This window comes from Kitasatospora sp. NPDC034023, assembly GCF_055575795.1.
Window position 1 is genome coordinate 178,884 of the sequence record NZ_JBVIRY010000013.1, and the last position, 22,461, is coordinate 201,344.

Annotated in this window: 18 protein-coding genes; 13 read left to right on the forward strand and 5 right to left on the reverse strand. The window is 71.5% G+C overall.

What is annotated here, in order from left to right; genetic code table 11:
* Window positions 1-80: 80 nt before the first annotated feature.
* Complete coding sequence (locus ACZ52R_RS19425; RefSeq protein ID WP_465623440.1) at window positions 81-431, reverse strand: hypothetical protein; 351 nt, start codon at window positions 429-431, stop codon at window positions 81-83.
* A gap of 292 nt (window positions 432-723) precedes the next feature.
* Here ACZ52R_RS19425 and ACZ52R_RS19430 point away from each other — a divergent pair, with 292 nt between their 5' ends.
* On the forward strand, window positions 724-1,092 hold the full coding sequence (locus ACZ52R_RS19430) for an STAS domain-containing protein (RefSeq protein WP_465623438.1): 369 nt from the start codon (window positions 724-726) through the stop codon (window positions 1,090-1,092).
* 186 nt (window positions 1,093-1,278) lie between these two features.
* On the opposite strand, the gene ACZ52R_RS19435 is transcribed toward ACZ52R_RS19430, so the two are convergent.
* Entirely contained in the window at window positions 1,279-2,085 is an 807-nt protein-coding gene (locus tag ACZ52R_RS19435; RefSeq protein ID WP_465663982.1) for a YhjD/YihY/BrkB family envelope integrity protein, read from the reverse strand.
* Window positions 2,086-2,493: 408 nt separating this feature from the next.
* Here ACZ52R_RS19435 and ACZ52R_RS19440 point away from each other — a divergent pair, with 408 nt between their 5' ends.
* The 7 genes from ACZ52R_RS19440 to ACZ52R_RS19470 all read left to right on the forward strand — a co-directional run bounded on the left by ACZ52R_RS19440 (window position 2,494) and on the right by ACZ52R_RS19470 (window position 9,691).
* Window positions 2,494-3,807 (forward strand): hypothetical protein, encoded by a 1,314-nt coding sequence (locus ACZ52R_RS19440; protein ID WP_465753796.1) that lies wholly within the window; start codon window positions 2,494-2,496, stop codon window positions 3,805-3,807.
* A complete protein-coding gene (locus ACZ52R_RS19445) occupies window positions 3,800-5,107 on the forward strand; it encodes a cation:proton antiporter domain-containing protein (protein ID WP_465663983.1) in 1,308 nt (435 codons plus the stop codon). Before ACZ52R_RS19440 ends, ACZ52R_RS19445 begins: the two co-directional genes overlap by 8 nt.
* Window positions 5,108-5,228: 121 nt before the next feature.
* On the forward strand, window positions 5,229-6,839 hold the full coding sequence (locus ACZ52R_RS19450; RefSeq protein WP_465753797.1) for a sulfatase-like hydrolase/transferase: 1,611 nt from the start codon (window positions 5,229-5,231) through the stop codon (window positions 6,837-6,839).
* Window positions 6,840-6,873: 34 nt separating this feature from the next.
* Window positions 6,874-7,329: an SHOCT domain-containing protein gene (locus ACZ52R_RS19455; RefSeq protein ID WP_465623429.1), complete on the forward strand. Its 456-nt coding sequence runs from the start codon at window positions 6,874-6,876 to the stop codon at window positions 7,327-7,329.
* A 257-nt stretch (window positions 7,330-7,586) separates the two neighbouring features.
* A complete protein-coding gene (locus ACZ52R_RS19460) occupies window positions 7,587-8,264 on the forward strand; it encodes a response regulator (protein ID WP_465623428.1) in 678 nt (225 codons plus the stop codon).
* A 124-nt stretch (window positions 8,265-8,388) separates the two neighbouring features.
* Complete coding sequence (locus ACZ52R_RS19465) at window positions 8,389-8,682, forward strand: SHOCT domain-containing protein (protein ID WP_465663985.1); 294 nt, start codon at window positions 8,389-8,391, stop codon at window positions 8,680-8,682.
* A 16-nt stretch (window positions 8,683-8,698) separates the two neighbouring features.
* Window positions 8,699-9,691 (forward strand): Acg family FMN-binding oxidoreductase, encoded by a 993-nt coding sequence (locus tag ACZ52R_RS19470; RefSeq protein ID WP_465663987.1) that lies wholly within the window; start codon window positions 8,699-8,701, stop codon window positions 9,689-9,691.
* A 144-nt stretch (window positions 9,692-9,835) separates the two neighbouring features.
* Here ACZ52R_RS19470 and ACZ52R_RS19475 read toward each other — a convergent pair whose 3' ends face one another.
* Entirely contained in the window at window positions 9,836-11,599 is a 1,764-nt protein-coding gene (locus ACZ52R_RS19475; RefSeq protein ID WP_465663988.1) for a sensor histidine kinase, read from the reverse strand.
* Between the two features lie 193 nt (window positions 11,600-11,792).
* On the opposite strand from ACZ52R_RS19475, the gene ACZ52R_RS19480 reads away from it, so the two are divergent.
* The gene (locus ACZ52R_RS19480) at window positions 11,793-12,719 is read left to right on the forward strand and encodes an alcohol dehydrogenase catalytic domain-containing protein (RefSeq protein ID WP_465753798.1); all 927 of its coding nucleotides are present in this window, start codon (window positions 11,793-11,795) and stop codon (window positions 12,717-12,719) included.
* Between the two features lie 498 nt (window positions 12,720-13,217).
* On the opposite strand, the gene ACZ52R_RS19485 is transcribed toward ACZ52R_RS19480, so the two are convergent.
* Window positions 13,218-14,798 (reverse strand): flavin-containing monooxygenase, encoded by a 1,581-nt coding sequence (locus ACZ52R_RS19485; protein ID WP_465753799.1) that lies wholly within the window; start codon window positions 14,796-14,798, stop codon window positions 13,218-13,220.
* A 410-nt stretch (window positions 14,799-15,208) separates the two neighbouring features.
* Window positions 15,209-16,207 (reverse strand): alpha/beta fold hydrolase, encoded by a 999-nt coding sequence (locus tag ACZ52R_RS19490; RefSeq protein ID WP_465623416.1) that lies wholly within the window; start codon window positions 16,205-16,207, stop codon window positions 15,209-15,211.
* Window positions 16,208-16,418: 211 nt separating this feature from the next.
* Here ACZ52R_RS19490 and ACZ52R_RS19495 point away from each other — a divergent pair, with 211 nt between their 5' ends.
* The 4 genes from ACZ52R_RS19495 (at window position 16,419) to ACZ52R_RS19510 (ending at window position 22,014) form a co-directional block, all read left to right on the forward strand.
* Window positions 16,419-17,180, forward strand: a complete 762-nt coding sequence (locus tag ACZ52R_RS19495; protein ID WP_465623415.1) for a helix-turn-helix domain-containing protein — start codon at window positions 16,419-16,421, stop codon at window positions 17,178-17,180.
* Window positions 17,181-17,352: 172 nt separating this feature from the next.
* Window positions 17,353-19,380: a glycoside hydrolase family 16 protein gene (locus tag ACZ52R_RS19500; protein WP_465753800.1), complete on the forward strand. Its 2,028-nt coding sequence runs from the start codon at window positions 17,353-17,355 to the stop codon at window positions 19,378-19,380.
* A 323-nt stretch (window positions 19,381-19,703) separates the two neighbouring features.
* Window positions 19,704-20,780 (forward strand): hypothetical protein, encoded by a 1,077-nt coding sequence (locus ACZ52R_RS19505; protein WP_465663994.1) that lies wholly within the window; start codon window positions 19,704-19,706, stop codon window positions 20,778-20,780.
* A gap of 115 nt (window positions 20,781-20,895) precedes the next feature.
* On the forward strand, window positions 20,896-22,014 hold the full coding sequence (locus tag ACZ52R_RS19510) for a hypothetical protein (RefSeq protein WP_465753801.1): 1,119 nt from the start codon (window positions 20,896-20,898) through the stop codon (window positions 22,012-22,014).
* Window positions 22,015-22,461: the final 447 nt, after the last annotated feature.

Consider the following 22,461-nt stretch of genomic DNA (forward strand, 5'->3'; position numbering starts at 1 on the left):
GGCCAGTGTCGCCGCGCACCGGCCGAGCCGGGCGCCCGAGGCGGCCGATCGGGTGCATGCTCCGGTCGTTGCGGGCGTCATCACCGCGGCTGCGGGCCGGTCGGGTGCACGACCGCCTTGGTGCTCTCGACGACGCGCGCGATGGTGTGCGCCATCACGCCGGCGATGACGAACACGCTGCTGATGAGGATCCAGCCGTCCCGCTCGTTGACGCTGGTGCCGGCGGCGGGAGCGGCGCGGTCCGACTCGGACGCACGCTGGGGAGCGGGGCGCACCATGTCCTTGGTGATCGCGACGACGCCCGACAAGGCGTGCGCGACCGCGCCGGCGACGAGCGCCGAGGAACCGAGGACGAGCCAGTCGACACGTCCGAGCTCGGTGGAGCCGGGCGCGACGGTGAGAGGTGATATCCGGTGGTGGATGCCGGGCATCGGTCTCGCCTCCTTCGGTGAGTGCGATGGAACGATCCTCCCTTCCGACGTTCGCAGAAGACGGCCGGGGCGCCATGGGCCGTTCGGCCCATACATCGTGGGTCGGACGGCAGTGGGACCGTGTGTGACGGTGACGCTCCCGAGCGGAGTCAAGTTCCTCACGGGTAAAGGCCGTTCGGGCCATTGATGCGGTCCGGTCGGCCCACGACCGGTTGACAGGCCCGGTCCTACGGTGGACGTAGGGCCACCGTTCCGAGGCCTTTCCATCAGCCGAGCTTCCGGGGCGATCGTGATGAGAGACGACGACCTACTCCGCACCAGGGCCGGGATGTCCCGGGACACCGCGTCGGTGTCGTTGGAAGGCGAACTCGACATAGCGACGACGGCGCTCGTGGGCGATGCCGTCGCCCGGGCCCTCGCGGCTCGTCCGCATCGGCTGGACCTCGACGTCGAGGGCCTCACCTTCTGCGACGCGGCCGGTGTGCGAGCCCTCCTCCAGGCCCGCCGGGTCTGCCACCTCCACCACGCGGAGTTCCGTCTCATCGGCATCCGGCCGGGGTTCCAGCGCATCCTCGCCCTGCTCCGGGTCGCCGATCTCCTGTCGGCTCCACCGGCGCCGGTCCGGAGCCCGGCGGCCGCCCTCTCCCCGGAGCCCCTCTGAACCGGCTTCTCCTCTCTCCCGTCTCCCGCTTCCCGTCTCCTGTTCCGGGCCAGGTGGCCGCTACCCGAAGGAGTCCGTGTCATGACCAGCAGCGCCACCGAAGCGCCCCGCACCAACCGGGAGGCCTGACGGCCCCGGACGACGACCGTTCCGGGTCCCCGCACGGCCGCGGCCGTGCGGGGACCGTCATTCCTCGTCCGCCGGGCCCGGATTCGGAGTCCCCAGCAGCCGGGCCAGTCGGCCCTGGCCCGCCACCACGTACCCGCCGGCGATCCCCAGCGTGATGGCCGTGAACATCACGATGAGCCAGCTGAGCAGGGTGAAGACCATACCGAGCGGACCGAACTGCGCCACGCTGCGGTTCAGCGAGCGGGGGATGTAGAGCCGCGATGCCCAGGCGAGCGCCGTCAGCGCGGCACTGGTCAGCACGGCCCCCGGAAGCAGGGGGAGCCAGGGGATCCGGCCAGCGAGCAGCAGGTGCTGCGTCCACCACCAGAGAAGAGCGGCCGTGATCAGGTAGAGGACCACCCCGAGGCCGTCGCCCACCCCGAATCCGGCCTGTACCCGCCCCTGGACGGTCAGGGCGGTGAGCCACACCAGCAGCCAGGCGAGCCATCGCCATGCCGCCAGCCGCCCTGCCAGGTGGGGCAGGTGCCAGCTCCGTTCACACAGACGCTGCAGGGCACGGCTGCAACTCGTGGCCGAGAGCAGGGTCACCACGATTCCGACGGCGCCGAAGGCATCAGCGGTGGCGGTCTGGCTGGTCTGGAGCACCCTTTTCACCTCGTCGAGCGAGGCACCCTGGAGCCCCAGGACGGTGCGCAGGGAGTCCGAGACGCTGCTGCGCACCTCCTGCGGCATCAAAGCGGACAGCACGAACAGCACCGGGATGGCGGTGAGGAACGTCTGCGCCGCGAGACGGGTGGCGGTGTCCAGGACGTTGACGTGGATCAGCTGCGCCGCGAGTCGGCGCGGGAACGGGGCGTCGCGCATGGTGGCCGTCCGCCCCCGCAACCAGGCGGATCTGGCACGGATCCAGCGGGCGCGCCCGGGCTGACCACGCTGTTCCGCCACTGCGCAATCCCTCCGATCGCCGTCGGCACCTCCGGCCGCCGCTGCGGTCCGTCGTCGGCGACGGCGCTCCGGGTTCCGTCCAACACTGGGCAGCGCGATGGCGTTCGGCATGTCGGGCGGCCCGCCGTTCGGCGAAACGGCCCCGGGGGTTCACCTGCCAGGGGCGGGTCCGGTCCCCTGGGCGCACCCCGGTCGAGGTCTCCCGGGAGCGCGCAGCCATACGGCCGTACCTCCTCCGGACGGCCCTCCCCGGGGTGCCGGTGGCCGGGCTCTGCGGGGCAATGGGGGTCAGCGGTGCCACGGCCGCGCGGAGAGCTGGGAGATCCGATGAACGAGCCGCCAGAGCCTCCGTCCGCACGGGGGACGGGCGCGGCGGGCAACGGCGGCTCGCCCTCCGGCGCCGGGCGCCCCGCCCTGGCCGGGCGGATCGTCATGAGCACGGTCTCGGCCGTGCTGATCACACTGACCTGCATCCTGGTGCCGGTCTCGCTGCTCACCGTCTGGGTGCACGACATCGCGCTGGACACCGACCGGTACGTCGCCACGGTCGCCCCGCTGGCGACCGACCCCGCCGTCCAGGACGCCGCGGTCAATCGGCTCACCCACGCGGTGGACGTCAAGGTGGACGGCCCGGCGGTCGCCTCCGACCTGGCGGCCTGGCTGCAGTCGCAGGGGCTGCCGCCCAGGGCCGCGGCGGGGGTCAAGGCGCTCGGGCCGAAACTGGACGACGCCGTCGACCAGGTGGTCACCAAGGCCGCGACGAAGGTCGTACACAGCGACGCCTTCGCGACGGTGTGGACGCAGGCCAACCGCTCCGCCCACGCGGCCGTGGTCCACGCCCTCACCGGTCACGGCCGGGGCGCGGTCGGCGTCACCAACGGCACGGTCACCCTCGACGTCGGGACGGCCGTCGACCGGCTGAAGGAGGAGCTGGTGGCCGCGGGGGTGTCCCCGGCCGCGAAGATCCCGGACGTGAACAAGCAGCTGGTGCTCTTCCAGTCCGACAAGCTGGGCAAGATCCGCGGTGCCGCGCACGCGCTCGACGTGGTCGGCAACTGGATGCCCGTCCTCACCGTGCTGCTCGGCGCGATCGGCGTCCTGCTGGCGCGGCGCAAGCGCCGGGCCCTGGTGACCACCGCCCTCGGTGCGGCCGGCGCCTGCCTGGTGGTGGCCATCGCCCTGGTGATCGCCCGGCACTACTACCTCGACCACCTGCCCCCGGCCGTGCAGTCCCCGGCTGCGGCTGCGGCGATCTTCGACAGGCTGCTCCACTTCCTGCGGATCAGCCTGCGCACCGCGATCGTGCTCGGCGTGGTGGTGGCGCTCGGCGCGTACCTGTCCGGGGCGGGACGGTTCCCCCGTGCCGTCCGCGGCCGGGCGGACGCCGCCGCGGACTCCGCGGCCCGCTGGGGCGACGCCCACGGGGTGCGCACCGGACGGGCCGGCACCTGGACCGAGGCCCACCGCCGCTGGTTCGTCCTCGCTGCCGTGCTGGTCCTGGCCCTGGTGTTCGCCCTGTGGAACCACCCGACCGTGCTGACCGTACTGCTGCTCGTCCTGGTGCTCCTCGCGGTGCTCGCCGTCCTGGCGCTGCTCGCCGCGTCCGGACGGGTGGGCGAAAGTCGCCGGACCGGTGAGTGACGTCGGGTGGGCAGGGGTGGCGGTGGCCGGTGTCACCGCCGCCTACGCGCTCGGCTCGCGACGGCTGGCGGGCACACCGGTGTCCGCGGCCATCGTGTTCGTCGGGGCCGGCATCCTGCTGGGGCCGGTCGGCCTCGACCTGATCAGCGTGGGACACGACCGCGGACCGCTGCTCACACTCCTGGAAGCCGCCCTGACCCTGGTGCTGTTCACGGACGCCATGGCCGTGCGTCCCGGGGACCTGCGCACCGGCGCCGCCCTACCGGGCCGACTGCTCGGCATCGGCCTGGTGCCCAGCATCGCACTGGGCTGGCTGCTGGCCTGGCCGCTGCTGCCCGGGCTCACCGGGTGGGAGCTCGCGCTGGTGGGTGCCGTCCTCGCCCCTACCGACGCGGCGCTCGGCAGCAGCGCGATCGCCAACCCCCGGGTGCCGGGGCTGGTGCGCCAGGCACTGAACGTGGAGAGCGGGCTCAACGACGGCATGGTGCTGCCGTTCTTCGTGCTCTTCCTGGCGGCGATCCCCGGCACGCCGTACGCCGAGGAGGGGGCCGACGGGACCTTCTGGAGGGCGCTGCTGCTCAGCACCGTCCTCGGCCTGGCGGTCGGGGGTGGTGGCGGCCGGCTGCTGCGGTGGTCGCGCGAACACGGCTGGATCACCAGGGTATGGCGCCAGCTCCTCGTCCTCGCGGTGGCCGCGGCGTCCTACGGCTTGGCCACGGTCACCCACGGAAGCGGTTTCATCGCGGCCTGGGTGGCCGGGTTCGCCTTCGCGTACGCGATGCGCGGCAGCGGGCGGGCGGTGCCGGACCGTGATGACACCGCCGACCTCGCCGAGGACCTGGGCAACCTGCTGGCCCTGCTGAGCCTGCTGGTCTTCGGCGCCGTGCTGCTCGGCCCGGCACTGGAGCACCTCAGCTGGCGCATCGTCGGCTACGCCGTGCTCAGTCTCACCGTGGTCAGAATGGTCCCGGTCGCCCTCTCCCTCGCCGGAACCGGGCTGAAGGCGCCCACCGTGGCCTACGTCGGGTGGTTCGGGCCGCGAGGTCTGGCCTCGGTCGTGCTCGGGCTGCTGGTCGCGGAGCAGCACGTCCCGGGGGTGGAACTGATCGGCCGGGTGGTCGCGGTCACCGTCGGCCTCAGCGTGATCCTGCACGGGGTGTCCGCGGTGGTGCTCTCGGACCGCTACGGCCGCTGGTACGAGCGCGCCGCCGAGCGTGACCCGGGCCTGCGGGAGAGCGCTCGCAGGCCGCCCGCGATCCGGCGCCGCCGGGTCGACCCGACCGGCTCACCGTCGGGGTGAGTCCGCCGTCCGGTGTCAGACCTCACCCGATCAGACCCGGTCGGCCACGTCCCAGCGATGTGCCTTCGAGTGCCGGACCTAGATTCGACGAACCGCACCATCCCGCACAGAGCAGGTGGCCATGACCCGTCGTCCGAACATCCTGCTGATCGTCACCGACGAGGAGCGGGCCGCGGTTCCGCGTCCACCGGGCTTCACCCTTCCCGCCAGGGAGCGGCTCGCCGAACGCGGCCACACCTTCGACCGGTACTACACCGCCTCGGCCATGTGCAGCTCCGCGCGGTCCGTGATCTACACCGGGCAACATCTGCCGCTGACCGAGATCTACGACAACGACAACATGCCCTACATCCGCCCGCTGAACCCTGAGCTGGGCACCCTCGGCACGATGCTGCGCCAGGCCGGCTACTACTGCACCTATCAGGGGAAGTGGCATCTCTCCAACGCGTACGTCACGCCGCAGAACCCCGGACCGACCACCGATGCCCTGGAGCCCTACGGGTTCAGTGAGTTCAACGACTGGGGAGACATCGACGGCGGCGCCTGGGCCGGGCTCAAGATCGACCCGGTGATCGCCGGCCAGGCCGTGAAGTGGCTGCGCAACCGGGCGCCGGTCGTGGCGCCCGACCGGCCCTGGTTCATGGCCGTCAACTTCGTCAACCCGCACGACATCATGAGCTTCGACTACGGGGGTTCCCCCCAGGTGCAGTTGCCCTACGGGCTCGCGCACGCCGTGGTGGCGCGCGCCGCCGCGGACGTCCCGATCTACCGGCGCCGCTGGGAGTTCGACCTGCCCGCCAGCCTGCACGACGACCTGTCCGGCGCGGCCCCGGCGGTAGGCGAGTACGCCCGGATGCTCGACACCGTGTTCGGGCCCGTCGCCGACGACCGGCACTGGTACGACGGCCTCAACTTCTACCTCAACGCCATCCGGGACGTCGACCGCAGCATCGAACTCGTCCTCGACGCGCTGGAGGCCTCCGGCCAGGCCGACCGGACCGTGGTCGTCTTCACCTCGGACCACGGCGAGATGGCCGGGAGCCACGGCCTGCGCCAGAAGGGCAACCTGGTCTACGACGAGAACTTCCACGTTCCGTTCCTGCTCTGCCACCCCGACGTGGCGGGCGGGGGCCGCACCGAGGCGCTCGCCTCCGCGGTCGACCTGGCGCCCACCCTCCTGGAGTTCGCCGGGCTGGACCGGACCCGGTTCCCCGCCCTGCACGGTCACTCCCTGGTGCCGGCGCTGGAGGGGACGGCGGTCCGCGAGGGAGTGCTCACCGCCGTCGAGTCGATCACCACCCTGGACGCCGGGTTCTGGTTCGAGTTCGCCGACCCGCAAGCCCCTGCGCGGATCCAGTCGGGGGACCTGCGCCCGGACTGGAACAAGCGCGGATTCCTGCGCGGCTACCTCGACCAGCGCTACACCTTCGGCCGCTACTTCTCCCCGCTCGACCCCAACCGCCCCACCAGCCCCGAAGCGCTCCACGAGCACAACGACGTGGTGCTGTACGACCGCGTGGAAGACCCCGACGAGATGCGCAACCTCGCCGCCGACCCGGCCCACCGCGACCTCGTCGCCCGCTACAGCAGCCGGCTGGAGGGCCTCATCACCGCCGAGATCGGTCCCGACACACGCGCCTGGGTCACCGAACGCCCCCGCCTGCTCGGCTGGCCCACCTGGCACGGCGACACCGACCGGCCCGCGCCCGCCGGGGCCGCGGCCCGCCCCTGACCGCAGATCCCCGACTCACGAACAGGACACGCCCATGTACACGATCCCCTACACGGCCCCGTACACGCCCACAAGCCTCGCGGCCGACTACCCCGTGCTCAACATCTTCTGGACCACCTGCCTGGTCTTCCTCTGGATCCTGTGGTTCATGCTGCTCTTCCGGGTCTTCGGCGACCTGTTCCGGGACGACTCGCTGAGCGGCTGGGCCAAGGCGGGTTGGACGGTCTTCGTGCTCGTGCTGCCCTTCCTCGGGGTCTTCATCTACCTCATCGCCCGGGGCAAGGGCATGGGCCTGCGCGAGCTGAAGGCGGCGCAGGAGCGCGAGGCGGAGTTCCGCTCGTACGTACGCGAGGCGGCCGGCAGCCCGCCGGCCCCCTCCACCCCCACCCCCACCCCCACCGACGAGCTGGCCAGGCTCGCGGAACTGCACAACACCGGCAAGCTCACGGACGAGGAGTACCAGCGCGCCAAGGACAGGATCCTCGGCTGATCGACGTCGGGGAGGCAGCCGCGGTCAGCCGGCCGGCCGGTGCACGAACGACGGGTGCCGACCGGCCGGCTGCTGCTCGACCCAGGCCAGCCGGAGCACGACCGGTGCCCGGCGCGGCGCCCGGCCCGGTCACCCGGGCGGGATCCACCGCGCCTGGTGCCCGGTCGCCGTCGTCCCGCGTGGCTGACCCGGTGCGCCCCGCGGCGCGGACGCGCAGAATCGGTGGTGTCATCGACCGCGCACACCGGGAGCAGGCCATGGACACGCCCCAGCCCGTACGGGTGTTCCTGCTGGACGACCACGAGGTCGTCCGCCGGGGCGTTCGCGACCTCCTGGAGGCGGAGGAGGACATCGAGGTCGTCGGCGAGGCCGGCAGCTGCGCCCAGGCCCTCGCCCGGGTGCCCGCACTGCGTCCGGACGTCGCCGTGCTGGACGTACGGCTCCCGGACGGCGACGGGGTGACCGTCTGCCGGGAACTGCGCGACCGGATGCCCAAGTTGGTCTGCCTGATGCTGACCTCCTTCGACGACGACGACGCCCTGCTCGACGCGATCATGGCCGGGGCAGCCGGCTACGTCCTCAAACAGGTCAAGGGCGCCGACCTGGTCAGCGCCGTCCGCACGGTGGCCTCCGGCCAGTCGATGCTCGACCCGGCCACCACCCGCAAGCTGATGGAGAGCCTGCGCCACCACGAGGAGAGCGAGTCCGACGCGGCCCTCGCCGGACTCACCCCGCGCGAGCGGGAGATCCTCGCCCTGGTGGGGGAGGGCAAGACGAACCGGCAGATCGGCCAGGAGCTGTACCTCGCCGAGAAGACCGTGAAGAACCACGTCTCGCGGCTGCTCGCCAAACTGGGCGTCGAGCGACGCCTTCAGGCCGCCGTCATCGCCGCCCACGCGGAGGAGTCAGAGCAGCACCACCAGCGCCCGCGTTGAGCCGACAGGGCCCGGACGGGGCCCGGGTGGGCCCGGAGGTAGAGCCGAACGGCCCAAGCGGTGAGCACGGTCCCGGCCGCACGGTGGAGGGGACGGACCTCCCGTCACGGCTGAGGAGACGGCGATGACGTACTGGAACGGCCACGGCATGAACGGCTGGGGAATCGGCCCGATGACCGTGGGCATGCCGCTCTTCTGGGCGCTCGTGATCCTCGGCGTGATCGCCCTGGTCCGGCACCCGGGGCGGACGGCTTTGCACAGCCCGACGGCACCGGTCCCGCCGGTCCCGCCGACCGCGCCGCCGCAGCGGCCCGCCCCGGAACAGCTGCTCGCCGAACGCCTCGCCCGCGGCGGGATCGACCCCGCCGAGTACCGCACCCGTCCGGGCACCCTGCGCGGCGGCGACCCGCCCGCCTGACGTCATGGAGGCGGTCATGACCACCCTCGCCCTCGACGCCCCCACGCTGGAGAAGCTTGTCTCCGCGGCGGTCGCCGCACCCTCGATTCACAACAGCCAGCCCTGGCGCTTCCGGCTCCATCCGGACACCTTGACCCTGGAGGTCCGGGCTGACCGTAGCCGGGCCGTCCCGGCCGCCGACCCGCAGGGCCGGGCGCTGCACATCTCCGTCGGCGCCGCCGTCCTCAACTTGCGGGTCGCCGCACGTCACCTCGGCTGGGCCCCCGACGTGCGCCTGCTGCCCGACCCGGCCGAACCGGATCTGTTGGCCACCGTCCGGCTCGACACGGTGGCTGCCGTGCCGCTCCGGGGCACGGACAAGCTGTACGAGGCGATCTGGCACCGCCACACCATCCGCACACCGTTCACCGGCAAGCCCGTGCCCCCAGCCGTCCTCGACGAACTCGCCGCCGACGCTCGGTCCGAGGACGCCGTGCTCCACCTGCCCGGCCACGACGAGACCGCCCGACTGCTCCACCTCACCGCCGAGGCCGAACGCCGCAACACCACCGACGAGGCCCGGCGCGCCGAGAGCCGCAGCTGGATCCGCACCGGCGAAGCACCGCCCTACGGCATCCCGGCCGACGCGCTCGGCCCGCAGGACCTGTCCGGCCACCTGCCGATGCGTGACTTCTCCGCCCTCCACGCCGCCGAGCACCAGGCCCCCGCCACCTTCGAAGCCGAGCCCCGCATCGCCGTCCTCGCCACCGCGCACGACACGCCCCGGGACTGGCTGCGCGCCGGCCTCGCCCTGGAACACGTCCTGCTCACCGCCACCGCCCACGGCGTCCGGGCCTCCCTGCTGCACCAGGCCATGGAGTGGCCATACCTGCGCTGGGAAGCCCGCGACCCGCACCGGGGCCCCGGCTACATCCAGATCCTGATCCGCATCGGCTACGGCCCCGAGGGCGCCCCCACACCCCGACTGCCATCCGATGCCGTGATCGAGCCGAAGGCTTCGGGCTGCTAGCCAGGGCCCGGCCGACCGTTCTCGTCGGGTCAGCGCGCACCGGTCGGGGCGCGTCCCGGGGCCGTGCCAAGGCGCAGACAGTCGTTGACGGCGAGTGGCCCGTACCCCGCCCGCCCTGGTCGAAGATCGTTTCACCAGGTGTTCTCAGATCTTCGGCAGCGGGACCCGCCAGACCAGCTCGGTGCCGCCCTCGGGGCGGGGTCGGGCGGTGAAAGTGCCGCCCAGTGCGGCGGCGCGGTCGGCCAGGTTGGCGAGCCCGCTGCGGCGATCGCCCTCGGGAAGGCCGACGCCTTCGGGAAGGCCGACGCCGTCGTCGGTGACGGTGAGGGTCAGGTCGGCTCCGGCGGCCACCGAGACGTCGACGGCGTGGGCCCGGGCGTGGCGGGCGGCGTTGGACAGGGCCTCCTCCAGGACGGCGACGGCCGCGTCCGCGATCTCGGCGGGGACGGTGACGTCGAGCAGGCCGGTCATCCGCAGGGCCGGGGCGAAGCCGAGGGCGCGGGCGGCGCGTTCGACGACCTCGACGACGCGGGTGCGCAGGCCGCTCGCCGCCGGGCCCTTCTCCCGAAGGCGCAGGCCGAAAATGGTGGCGCGGATGGTCTTCGCGGTCTCGTCCAGGTCGTCGATCGCGCGCAGGACCCGGTCGGTGGCCTCGGGGTGCGTGATGAAGCGGGTGGCGCCCTGGAGGGTCATCCCGGTGGCGAAGAGCCGCTGGATGGCCAGGTCGTGCAGGTCGCGGGCGATCCGGTCGCGTTCCTGCAGCAACGCCACCTGCTCGGAGTCCCGGCGGCGCTCCGCGAGCTCCATCGCCACCGCCGCCTGGCCGGCGAAGCCCAGCAGCGGCCCGGACTCGCCCTCCTCGAACAGCGGCGCACCGGCCGCCCGGGCCAGCAGCAGCACGCCCCGGATCCCGTGCGCGGTGGTGCCGATGGGAATGGCGAGGGCCGGGCCCAGGCCCTGCCAGCGCGGCGGACCGGCGGTGATCCTCGGGTCGTGCTGGACGTCGGGGCTCACCACGAGCCCGCCGGTACGGAAGGCCGCCCCCATGAACGAGCCCTCGATGGGCAGTACCAGACCGCTGTGCTCCCGCTCGCCCAGGCCGACGGCGATCCGCACCTCCAGCTCGCCGGTCTCCGGCAGAGGCACGGCGACGACGGCGAGGTCCGCGCCGGCGATCTCGGTCGCCCGGGCGAGCAGCAGGTCCAGCACCTCCTGCTCCGCGCTGCCCGACAGCAGGGCCTTGGTCACCTCGGCACTGGCCTCCAGCCAGCGCTGCCGCCGCCGGGCCCGGTCGTAGAGCCGGGCGTTGTCGATGGCCACCCCGGCGGCGACGGCCAGGGTGGCGAGCACCGACTCGTCCTCGTCGTCGAAGTCGCCGCCGCCGCGCTTCTCGGTCAGGTAGAGGTTGCCGAACACCTTGGCGCGGATCCGGATCGGCACCCCCAGGAAGCTGCTCATCGGGGGGTGTCTTGCCGGGAACCCGTAGGACGCCGGGTGGTCGGAGATCCGGCTGAGCCGCAGCGGCTCGGGATGACGGATCAGTTCGCCGAGGATGCCATGCCCGGACGGCAGGTCGCCGATCAGCTTGACCTGGTCGTCGGTGACCCCGACCGGGATGAACTGCGACAGCCGCTGGTCCTCGCCGATCACGCCGAGCGCACCGTACTCGGCGTCCACCAGAGTGACGGCGGCCTCCACGATGTGCTGCAGGGCCTGGGAGAGTTCCAGGTCGCGCCCGACCGCCAGCACCGCCTCCAGCAGGCTGTGCACCCGGTCACGGGTACCCCGGGCGGCGTCCAGCCGGGCCTGCAGTTCCTCCAGGAGCTCGTCCAGCCGCAGCTGAGGCACGCGGGCGCCCGACGCCGAAGCACTGGTCTCCGACGGGCTGGTCTCCGACGCGCTGCCCAAGGGATCCTCCCTGGCTCGCCCCCGATACCCACTGACCAGCGTAGGCGCGATCGCCCCGGCCGGGCGGGCGCAAGGGGGTCCATCGGCCCAGCGGGAGCACCCCACCGGGCCCCTGGCGACGGCTGCGGCCCGGGAGACGCTGGACGTACGAGCGGAACCGCCGGATCCGCCCTCCGAGAGGAGCGACCGCGGCATGAAAGCGCTCACCTACCACGGACCCGGCCGCCGCACCTGGGGCGATGCCCCCGACCCGGCCGTCCAAGACCCGGAGGACGCCGTCGTCCGAGTGGACGCCGTCACCATCTGCGGCACCGACCTGCACATCCTCAAGGGCGACGTCCCCGAGGTCACCGAGGGCCGCGTCCTCGGGCACGAGGCCGTCGGAACCGTCACCGAGACCGGACCGGGCGTGCGCACCGTCACGGCCGGTGACCGGGTCCTGGTCTCCTGCATCTCCGCCTGCGGCCGCTGCGCCTACTGCCGAGCCGCGAGCTACGGCCAGTGCACCGGCGGTGGCGGCTGGATCCTTGGCCACCTGATCGACGGCTGCCAGGCCGAGTACGTCCGCACCCCCTTCGCGGACACTTCCCTGTACAAGCTGCCCGACGGCGTCCGGGACGAGGACGCCCTGCTGCTCGCCGACATCCTGCCCACCTCCTACGAGGTCGGCGTCCGCAACGGCCGGGTCGAGCCGGGCAACACCGTCGCGATCGTCGGCGCCGGACCGATCGGACTCGCCGCCATCCTCACCGCCCGCCTCTACAGCCCGTCCCGCATCATCGCGATCGACCTCGCGCAGAGCCGCATCGACGCCGCCAGGCACTTCGGCGCCGACACGGCCCTGACCGTGGCCGAAGCCACCCCCGAGGCCGTCCAGGAACTGAGCCGGGACGGACTGGGCGTGGACGTCGCGATCGAGGCGGTCGGCGTCCCCGAGTCCTTCGAACTGTGCACCCGCCTGGTGCGCCCCGGCGGCCGGGTCGCCAACGTGGGCGTGCACGGCAAACCTGCGCTGCTCCACCTGGAGGACCTCTGGATCCGCGACGCCGGCGGCTCCCGGCCCCTGTGGGTGCGCATCCGCCCCGCCGAGGTCACCGGCCGCCGGATCGGCACGGGGTGAACCTCTCCCCGCCGACGCACCACGGCTGCGCTGCCCGCGTCGGTAGTCCCGTCCGTCGGCCCGCGGCGGGGACCGGCCCGTTCGGCTCACCGCGGGTGCCGACGCGTAGCTGCGGGGCGAGAGTGACGCCAGATCCCGTCCGCAGTCGATCTCGGGGGCGAACCTGGTGGTCATCGGCCTGATAGTGGTGGTCTTCGTGGCCGCGTTGCTGCTCCCCATCCCGCGCGGGCGGCGCGATCACGAATAGCTGGACAGGGGCGCTGCGGCGGTACGCCCTGCGGAAGCCGCCGCCGGAGAAGCTCCTCCCGGAGGCCCAGCCGGCCTACATGTCGTCGTGGATGAGCACGCCGAAGGCCTCGTACGCCTGGTACCGAGATCTGATCGCTGCCCACCGGGCACGGAGTGCAATGTAGAGCCGGTAACTTCCTTGCAATATCGGCGAGTTGGGAAAGCTCGTGACTGATGGTTACGGTCTTCCTCTAGGGCCTGGGACCGCTCCTACGGGGTGCGGTTTTCGGCGGTGAGTCGGTGAGCGCGCTGCCGCGAGGCCGGGGGTGGTACTACTGCTCCTCCGGCGGGCCTTCCGGTACGCGGTTCAGACTGCTGTTTGGTCCAGATGTAGGTGTCCGGGGTGAAGGTGTGCAGGCGCTTGACCAGCCTTCCGGCGGACCAGGGCCAGCAGAAGGTGTTCACGCCCGGGAGTCCGAAGTAGTAGCCGGAGCCGCCGGTGGTGTTGTACACGGTGCCGCGGAGTGCGTGCTGGAGGGCGTTGTGGTGTGCCGCTTCAGCCTCCGGCGTGACGTCCAGTGCGGTGTTCCCGCTGGTGTACAGGTGGTTGAGGGCGGCGGTGATGTAGCGGAGTTGTGCCTCGACGACGGTCGGGACCGCACTCGTGCCGGTGAGGATGTTCGGGCCGGGAAGAAGGAAGAGGTTCGGGAATCCGCTGATGCTTGTGCCCAGGTAGGCACGGCGGTCGTCGGCCCAGGTCTGGGCGAGGGTGGTGCCGTGGAGGCCGTGCAGGCGAGGAGCCAGGGGGAGGTCACCGACGTGGAAACCCGTGGCGAGGATGATCGCGTCCGCGGTGGTGCGGGTGCCGTCGGCTCCGATGACCTGGGAGCCGTGGACTGCGGTCACGCGGGTGGGGCGCAGCTGGACGTTGGGCTGGGTGAGGGCGGGGTAGTAGGTGCTGGAGGCGATCAGGCGGCGGCCGCCGAGGCGGTAGCGCGGGGTCAGGGCCTCGCGGAGCGCGGGGTCGGGCACGGCGGCACGCAGGTGGAGGCGGGCTACGGCTTCCAGGGGTGCCAGCAGTCTCGGGTAGCGCAGGGGTACACCGATCGTCTCCTGCGTCCAGTGCTGCAGGCGGCGCAGGAGGCGGCGTGCCGCCGGGCGGCGTTCGAGGAATCGGCGGAGGCGGGGGGAGTACGGGTGGTCCGGTTTCGGCAGTACCCACTGTGGTGTGCTCTGGAAGACATCGATGTGGGCGGCCTGTGGCTGGATCTCCGGCAGGAACTGGACGGTGGACGCTCCGGTGCCGACCACCGCGACGCGGCGTCCGGTCAGGTCGGTGCCGTGGTCCCAGTCGGCGGAGTGGAAGACAGCGCCGGGAAAGCCGTCGAGCCCGGGAATGTCGGGGTAGCGGGGACGGTGCCATGGGCCGGTGGCGACGATGACCGTCCGGGCGGTCCAGGTGCCCGCAGTGGTGCTCAGGTGCCAGAAGTGGGTGTCCGAGTCCCAGTGGCCGGCGAGGACTTCGGTGCCGTAGCGGATCGCCTTTTCGGCGCCGTGCGTTTCCGCGGTGGCTTCGAGGTAGCCGAGGATCTCGGGCTGGGTGGCGAAGGACCGGCTCCAGGAATGGGGGGCGAAGGAGTACTCGTACAGCACGGACGGCACGTCGCAGCCGCATCCGGGATAGGTGTTGTCACGCCAGGTACCGCCGAGGCGGCCGGTCTTCTCCAGCACCACGACGTCGTCGATTCCGGCCTGGTGCAGTGCGATCACGGCGGCGATTCCGGACATGCCGGCGCCGATGACGACGACCTCCGTCCGCTGACAACTGCCGTCAATTCCTTCGCCGGTCACCAAATCCCCTGCCTGCGTGGGTGAATGCCTCGGCCCGGCGCCTGCCGAGGCCGTGCGAGCTCTTTCCGATCTCTTGCTCAAGGCGTCGAAGCGTAGCTTCAAGTAGGGCCTGAGATACCGGACATGACCATGGGTTGGCTCATATGAGTGACTTCGCGGGTTGGCATGACGTTCAGCGCCGATACCGTGTGATCGGCTTCCGAAGCATGACCTTTGTGCGGGAGAATCCGCCCGGATCTCGGCGGCCTCAGCACACCGCCGACGACCAGGCGACGGATCTTCCCTACCCGGACGGCCGGATGCCGGCCTTCGAACGACGAGCCGCGCACTTCCCCATCGCCGCTTGACAGAACACAGAGGCACCGCGGGTTCGGTAGAGATCTCGGATTGTGGTGAGTGGTGATGCCGGGTCAGCGTGGCGCGGCTTCGAGGGCGAAGCCGTGCAGGAGGGCTCCGGTGGCGTCGGGGGCCTCGAACATCGGTGTGTGGCCGACACCATCGAGCATCTCGATCCGGGCGTGGGGAACCCGGCGGTAGTCCTGGGCGGAGGACGGCTGCCATCGTCGGTCCTGGGAGCCGAAGATGACCAGCGTCGGAAGGCCGAGCCCGGCGACCCGGTCGGGGATGGGCTCCTCCTTCACGTACGCGGAGGACGCCTCGTCGGTCGCGGTGAGGCTGCGGTAGGTCATGCCCCGGATATCGGTGATGATCTGGTCGGGGATCCCCACCTTACGGGTGAACGCGGTGCTCAGCGCGTCACGGATCGTGCCGTCGGTGCGCAGCCGCCAGAGCAGCTCACCTACTACCGGGGTGGTCACCAGATGGCTGGCGAAGCTGTCGCCGATGTACGCGTCCAACCGCGGGCCGGTGTCGATCAGCCCGATCGCCGCCACCAGGTCGCGGCGCTGTTCGGCCAGCGACGTGGCGACGGTGCCGCCGGTCGAATGCCCGACGACGGTCGCGTGGCGCACCCCGAGCCGATCGAGTACGGCCCCGACCCGGCGGGCCTGCTCCGCGATGCGGTAGCCATCGGCCGGTTTGGCCGATCTGCCGTGCCCTAGCAGGTCCACCCGCACCACGTGCAGGTCCCGCAATGCCGGCAGCACTGGATCCCACCATGCCGTCGAGCCGCCCAGGCCGTGCAGGAGCACCACTGTGGGCGCGTCGCGGGGCCCATCCTGCACGACGTGGATGTCCCCGCCGGGAAGGCGCACGATCTGCTCGCCGGACGCTTCGGCTGTCTCCGTGCGCACTGACACGGTGTTGCCCGCGAGGAGGATGGCCAGCAGGCCGACGGCCAGCAGCGTGATCCGCCGCCTCCTTGCCCGCCGCCGTCCGTGCGGGGCGCGCGGCGCCGGATCCGCGCGGCTGTGGGTGCGTTGGTCTTGCGGGGTGGTCGTCTCGTCCATGGCTCCTCCGTCGCTCGATCTGTGCGTGACCAGCCTGCCGACGGCCGCCGCGAGGCGTCTTGGAGAAATGTCCACGCCTCGCGCATGGTTGATCCCGCCGCCGAGCCGCTCGTACAGTGGAGGCGTGCGACCGGTTAGCGGAAGGGCAGGTCCCACTGCGGCTTGGGAGATCGCGCGACCGTCGCGCCAAACCGCGCTGCCTGGTGTCGACATGGCAGGGTTCCGTATTCACGGTGACAATCCAGTCGAACTGCGAGCCATCCCCCACCCGGCCGTCACCGTGGCTGTCGAGTTCGGTGACCGCCCGTTCAGCATTCACGGCGCCGCCGGCCGAATGCGGGCGGCGAGCCTGGCCGCCGGGCTCGCCTTCAGCGCGTTCCAGGTGCGTGCCGAGGGCATCGAGTGTGTGCAGATTCGCCTGTCTCCGCTCATTGCGCACTCCGTGCTCGGGCTCCCGCTCGCGGAGTTGCGCGGGAGCGTCATCACACTCGACGACCTGTGGGGCCGCGACACGCCGCGCCTGCGGGAGCGGCTTCACCATGCGCGAACCTGGCCGGAGCGCTTCGCGCTGATCGACACAGAACTGTTCACCCGGCTCCGTGACGGCAGGGTGGTCGATCCCGAGGTGGCCTGGGTCTGGCGTCAGATCGTCGCCAGCCGTGGTCGAACCCGCGTGAGCGACCTCGCAGCCCGGACCGGGTGGAGCCGCCAGCGCGTGTGGTCGCGTTTCGGTTCGCAGATCGGCCTGACACCCAAACGTGCCGCCATGCTCGTCCGCTTCGATCAGGCCGTTCACCGCCTGGTCCGCGGACACACCCCCGCGCAGGTGGCGGCGGACTGTGGCTATGCCGACCAGCCCCACCTTCACCACGACGTCCGCGTGTTTGCCGGGACAACCCCCAGCGCTGCCGCGGACGAGCCGTGGCTGGCCGCCGACGACACAGCCTGGCCGGCACACGGCGGCGCGGCCTGAAGGCTCGGAGGTGGCTCCGGTCGGGCCTGCGGCAGATTCGGCGGGGTCTTCGTCGTGAATCCGCAGTCGCATCTCGCTGGAGGAGGCGATGACGGGGCCTTCTCGCCGGTCCGACGGGCTTCGCCGGTGGCTCGGCTCGGTGCCGGAGCGGGCATGAGGGCTGGAGGTCGTGATGGGGTTCTTCGCCGGTCAGGTCGTGCCGCGGATCGTCAACGTCGTCTGTGGGACGAAGGAGGCCGCGCATCTCCGGCGAAGGGTCTGCGAGGGTCTTGAGGGCGATGTCCTGGAGATCGGGTTCGGCTCGGGGCTGAACGTCCCGTGCTATCCGGCGGCCGTGACCCGGGTGACCGACCGGGCCCCGCGTCGGTCGTCACGGGCAAGTGGAGGACGGGGAAGCCGAGTTGATGGCATCCGGCCAGGCCTCGTGACCATGGCCGCCAGTTCGGGGCCGAAGCCGTCGAACGACGCTTTCCGGTTGATACGGACAAATGCTGATGAAAGCCTCAATAACGACCACCTTGGTCCGGTCTTCCTGATTCCGCCATCGGCCGGCTGTGCGACATGTCACAGCCGGCCGATGGCGGTGCCTCGAAAGCCCGCCCGACCAGGGGACTTTGCCGGGTGCGTGACCGATGTCGTCGATTCGGTGGCGGCATTGGGCTTGCATACGGACCATCCCTCCTTCAGGCTGCTGCGAGTCCACAGTCGAGGGGGGAGCGAAAGGGTCCTCCCTCGTATGGCCAAGCATTCGAAGCATCGCCGCAGCACACTCACCGGCGGGCGCCGTTTCCTCGCGCTCGGGATCGCGCTGGCTGCCACCGGGACCGGTGCGGCCGCCTGGGCCATGCCGTCCACGCAGACGGAACCGGTGGTGGTCGACTCCATCTCGATCACGCCGACCGGTCCCGGCGCCGACAGCCCGGTCACGGCCACCGCCAAGCTGCACGCCACCCGCCAGACCTCGGTCCAGGCGCTGACCATCGCGGTGCGGTCGGCCGACGGTGCCCACTACGACTTCCGCGGTGCGATCCCAGCGACGCTGACCTCTTCGGAGCTCACGTTCACGCCGCAGAGCCGCACCTTCCCGGCAGGCACGTACACGTACTTCGTGGCGTATGAGAGCGCCAACCACTGGCACAACCTGAGCCCGGTGAACACCTTCACCTCGCGCGCCTCCTCGGCTCCGGCACCGAGCCCGTCGCCCACGGCTACCGGAACGGCTACCGCAACGGCCACCGCCTCGCCGACCGCGGCCGGTACGCCGTCGCCGACCGCGACCGCCACTGCGGCCGGTACGCCGTCGCCGACCGCGACCGCCACTGCGACCGGTACGCCGTCGCCGACCGCGACCGCCACGTCGTCGCCGACGGCCACCGCCACGCAGTCGCCGACCGCCACGGCGACCACCTCGCCGTCGCCGACGGCCACCGCGACGGCGTCCCCGTCGTCGACCGCCACCGCCACCGCCACCGCGACGCCGTCGCCGACCGCCACGACCGCCCCCACGACCGGCACCTCCGCCGGACCTCTGGGCATCTCGGGCGCCTGGCGCCCGGTCTTCGCGGACGAGTTCAACGGCAGCTCGCTCGACGCCGCCAAGTGGAATCCCAACTGGTTCGGCTGCAGCACCTGCACGACTCAGCCGGTGAACTCCCAGGAGTCCGCCGCGTACTCCCCGTCCCAGGTTTCGGTGAGCGGCGGCAGCCTGCACCTGGCGGCGGTCCAGAAGCCGGCCACCGTGAACGGCAAGACCTACCCGTACACGTCAGGTCTGATCAACACCAACGGCAAGGCCCAGTTCTCCTACGGCGCGTTCGAGGCCCGCATCTATCTGCCGCCGTCCGGCTCGCAGGTCGCCAACTGGCCCGCCTTCTGGGCGGACGGTCAGAACTGGCCGACCGACGGTGAGATGGACGTGATGGAGGGTCTGGGTGGCGAGGCCTGCTACCACTTCCACTCCGACGCCGGCGGCCCGGGCGGGTGCGCGCACGGCGACTTCAGTGGATGGCACACCTACGGCGCGGAATGGGCGCCGGGCTCGGTCACGTACTACTACGACGGTGTGAAGGTCGGGCAGATCACCACCGGCATCACGGCGGCGCCGATGTACCTGATCCTCAACAACGCGGTCGATTCCAAGTACCCGGCCGTCACTCCGGCCGACATGCAGGTCGACTACGTGCGGGTCTGGCAGCACTGACCCGACCATCCCGGCAACGGCCCGGCCTCGCGGACTCCCACCGCGAGGCCGGGCCGTTGCGTTGCGCGTTCCGCGTTGCGCGACCCGCGACCTGCGGGTCGCGCGGTGGCGCACCGGCGCCGCCGACGGCAACTGCCTGCCGTACCGGCCTGTTCGATCACCCAGTGAAGAGCCCGTCGTCTTGTGCTCGGCACCAGTCGCGGGCGCGTCCGGACCGCTGCTTCAATCGGCCCGTAACCCAGCGTCACGGTCTCCCGGCTCCGGCCGGCACTCGTGGCTCTTCGCGGCTCTCCGCACGGTGAAATCTCGAGAGGACGAACTCGGTGGCAGACAAGTCCCTGTGGCGCTTCGCCGCAGGAAAGACAGTGGTCGTAGGTGCCCTTCTGGTCGTGGCGGCGCCGGGGGCCGCCTACGCCAACACGGTGGGCGTCACGGTGCGGACCCCCGGGGCCACCCTCGGGCCCGCAGGCGCCGACTCCTCGATCTCGACGAGCGCTCACTGCACCGGTGGGCTCGTCTCCGGTGGCGGCATCAACCAGGCCATCGGTACGGGCGCGGGAGTGAACGGCAACCACGTGATGGGCATCGAGCCCAGCGCGGACGGTTCCACCGAATACACCGGTTCGACCGGGGTCGTCGGCACCGACGTGACGTACTCGATCGCGAAGGGCGCCAGCGGGGGGCAGGTCAACTCCTCGTTCTCCACCACCCCGTACGCGGTGTGCTTCACCAGCAGCCTGATCAACCACACCCAGGTCGTCATGAACAAGGCCAACACGCCCACAGCCGCGACCACGGTGGGCCTGGTGACGGCGACCTGCCCTGCCAACGCGGTCCTGCTCGGCGGCGGTGCCCTGCTGACACCGGGCAACACCGGCACCTTCAAGCCGATCGCCACCTTCCCCACCTTCAACAATGCCGCGCACGACTACGGCAGGAAGGCGGCCGCGGACGGGGAGACCAACCCCGACTCCTGGAGCGCCGTCGGGTGGGACAACAGCGCGAACGCCGGCGACGAGACCTACGCGTACGCGATCTGCAGCGGCAACGGCATCGGCGTGAGCGGTGTCACCGTCAAGGTCCGCTTCGGCGAGGTGAGTGGCCCGAACACCGGGAGCACGGGCCAGACGGCGACGGTGAGTTGTGGCGTCGGGGACGGGAAGCTGGTCAGCGGCGGCGCCGCCGTCAGCGCGGGCAGCGTGACCACCACCGACTTCACCGGGCCGGGCTCCGGCGGCGACCACCTCAACGGGAGCTTCCCCAGCGACTCCAGCGGCAATCCGGTCAGCGACGGGACGACCACGGCGGCGTCCTGGACGGCGGCTGCCCACACCGGTGGCCAGACGTCGACCAACAACCACTCCGACGTCTGGGCGCTGTGCGCCAACGACGGCGTCTGAGGCACCCCTGAGGGCGCCCGGAGGCACCCCCGGGCCACCTCGGAGGCACCTCTGAGTCACCGGCGCCGCGGCCGTTCACCGCGGCGCCATCGGAACGTCGGAAAGGAAGAAACCGGTGCGGAAGAACTCCCTGCGGCGGTCCGCCCTGCGGACCGTCCTGATCCCTGGTGCCTTGCTCGTCCTGGCGGTGCCGGACATCGCGCACGCCGACACCGCGGTCGTCTCCGTGACGACCCCCGGAGCCACCATGGGCCCCGACACGCCTTTCACCGGTGTCTCGTCCCGCGCGGACTGCAGCCACGGTCTGGTCTCCGGCGGCGGAATCTCCCAGACCACCGGAAGCGACCGGGCGGGCAACGGCAACCACATGCTGGGCATCGCGCCCAGCGCCGACGGTGTCACCGAGTACACCGACGCACCCGGCGTCGTCGGCACCGACGCCACGCACTGGCTCGCGTTCGGCGGCAGCGGCAGCAACTCCAGCCCCGAGTTCTCCACCACCGCCTACGCGCTGTGCCTCTCCAGCAACCGGATCCGGCACACCCAGGTGGTCATGAACAAGGTGCCCGGACCGAGCGTCGGGAACACGGCCAAGACCGTGGTGGCGACCTGCCCGGCCGGAACCCTGCTGATCGGCGGCGGTGCCCGGACCACCCCCGCCGTCGTCGGCAGCCTCAAGCCGATCGCCGGCTTCCCCACCTTCAACGACGCCGTGCACGACTTCGGTCAGATGGCCGCCGCGGACGGGGAGACCAACCCCGACTCCTGGACCGCCGTCGGCGGAATCGGCGGCGGACGCGACAGCGGCAACATGACGTACGCCTACGCGATCTGCAGCGGCGACGACGTCAACGTCCGGAACATCACCACGACCGTCCACTTCCGCGAGCTGAGCGGCCCGGAGGCCGCAGGCACCCACCAGACGGCGACGGTCGGCTGCGACAGCCCCGATGGCGGGCGTGGCAACGGACGCAAGCACGACGTCCTGGTCAGCGGAGGTGCCGCCGCCAGCGGAGGCAAGGTGACGACGACCGACTTCAGCAAGGCGGGTTCGCAGGGCACCCACCTCACCGGGAGCTACCCCAGCGACTCCGACGGCAACCCGGTCAGTGACGGCAGCACGACGCCCGCGTACTGGACGGCCGACATCCACGTCGGCGGCTCACCCTCGCCGAACACCTACTCCGACGTTTGGGCGCTCTGCCTGAACCTCGACCGCGCAGGCGAGAGGTGACTGAGCGGGCGGTGGCCTGCCACCGCCCGCCGGCGGAGCATTTTGTGTCGGGTGCGGAATAGGAGTACTGTCTCCCAGTCGCTCGACATGGGAGCACCGGACACGCATCTGCGCGGACGGTCCCGGAGCGGCCAATCCCCTGAAACACCGGTTCCCGGTTCGGGCTGAGTCGTGTCTTGTCGCGGCTCGGTTCTTATTCGGCGTGTTCGTTTTATCGGATTGCGGCTGGATTCGCTTTTCGGAGCGGAGGTCGGCTAGAGTTTGAAACGTCGGACAGGGCGTCAAGCCCCGGAAGACACCGGCGAGTTGGATGAAGGAAGCCCCGGAAACGGAGCGGAAAACATCTGATAAGCTGGAAACACGAAAGAACGAAGCCCGGAGGGTCCGCTGGAAGGCGGTCCGAAGGAAGCGTCCGTTCCTTGAGAACTCAACAGCGTGCCAAAAGTC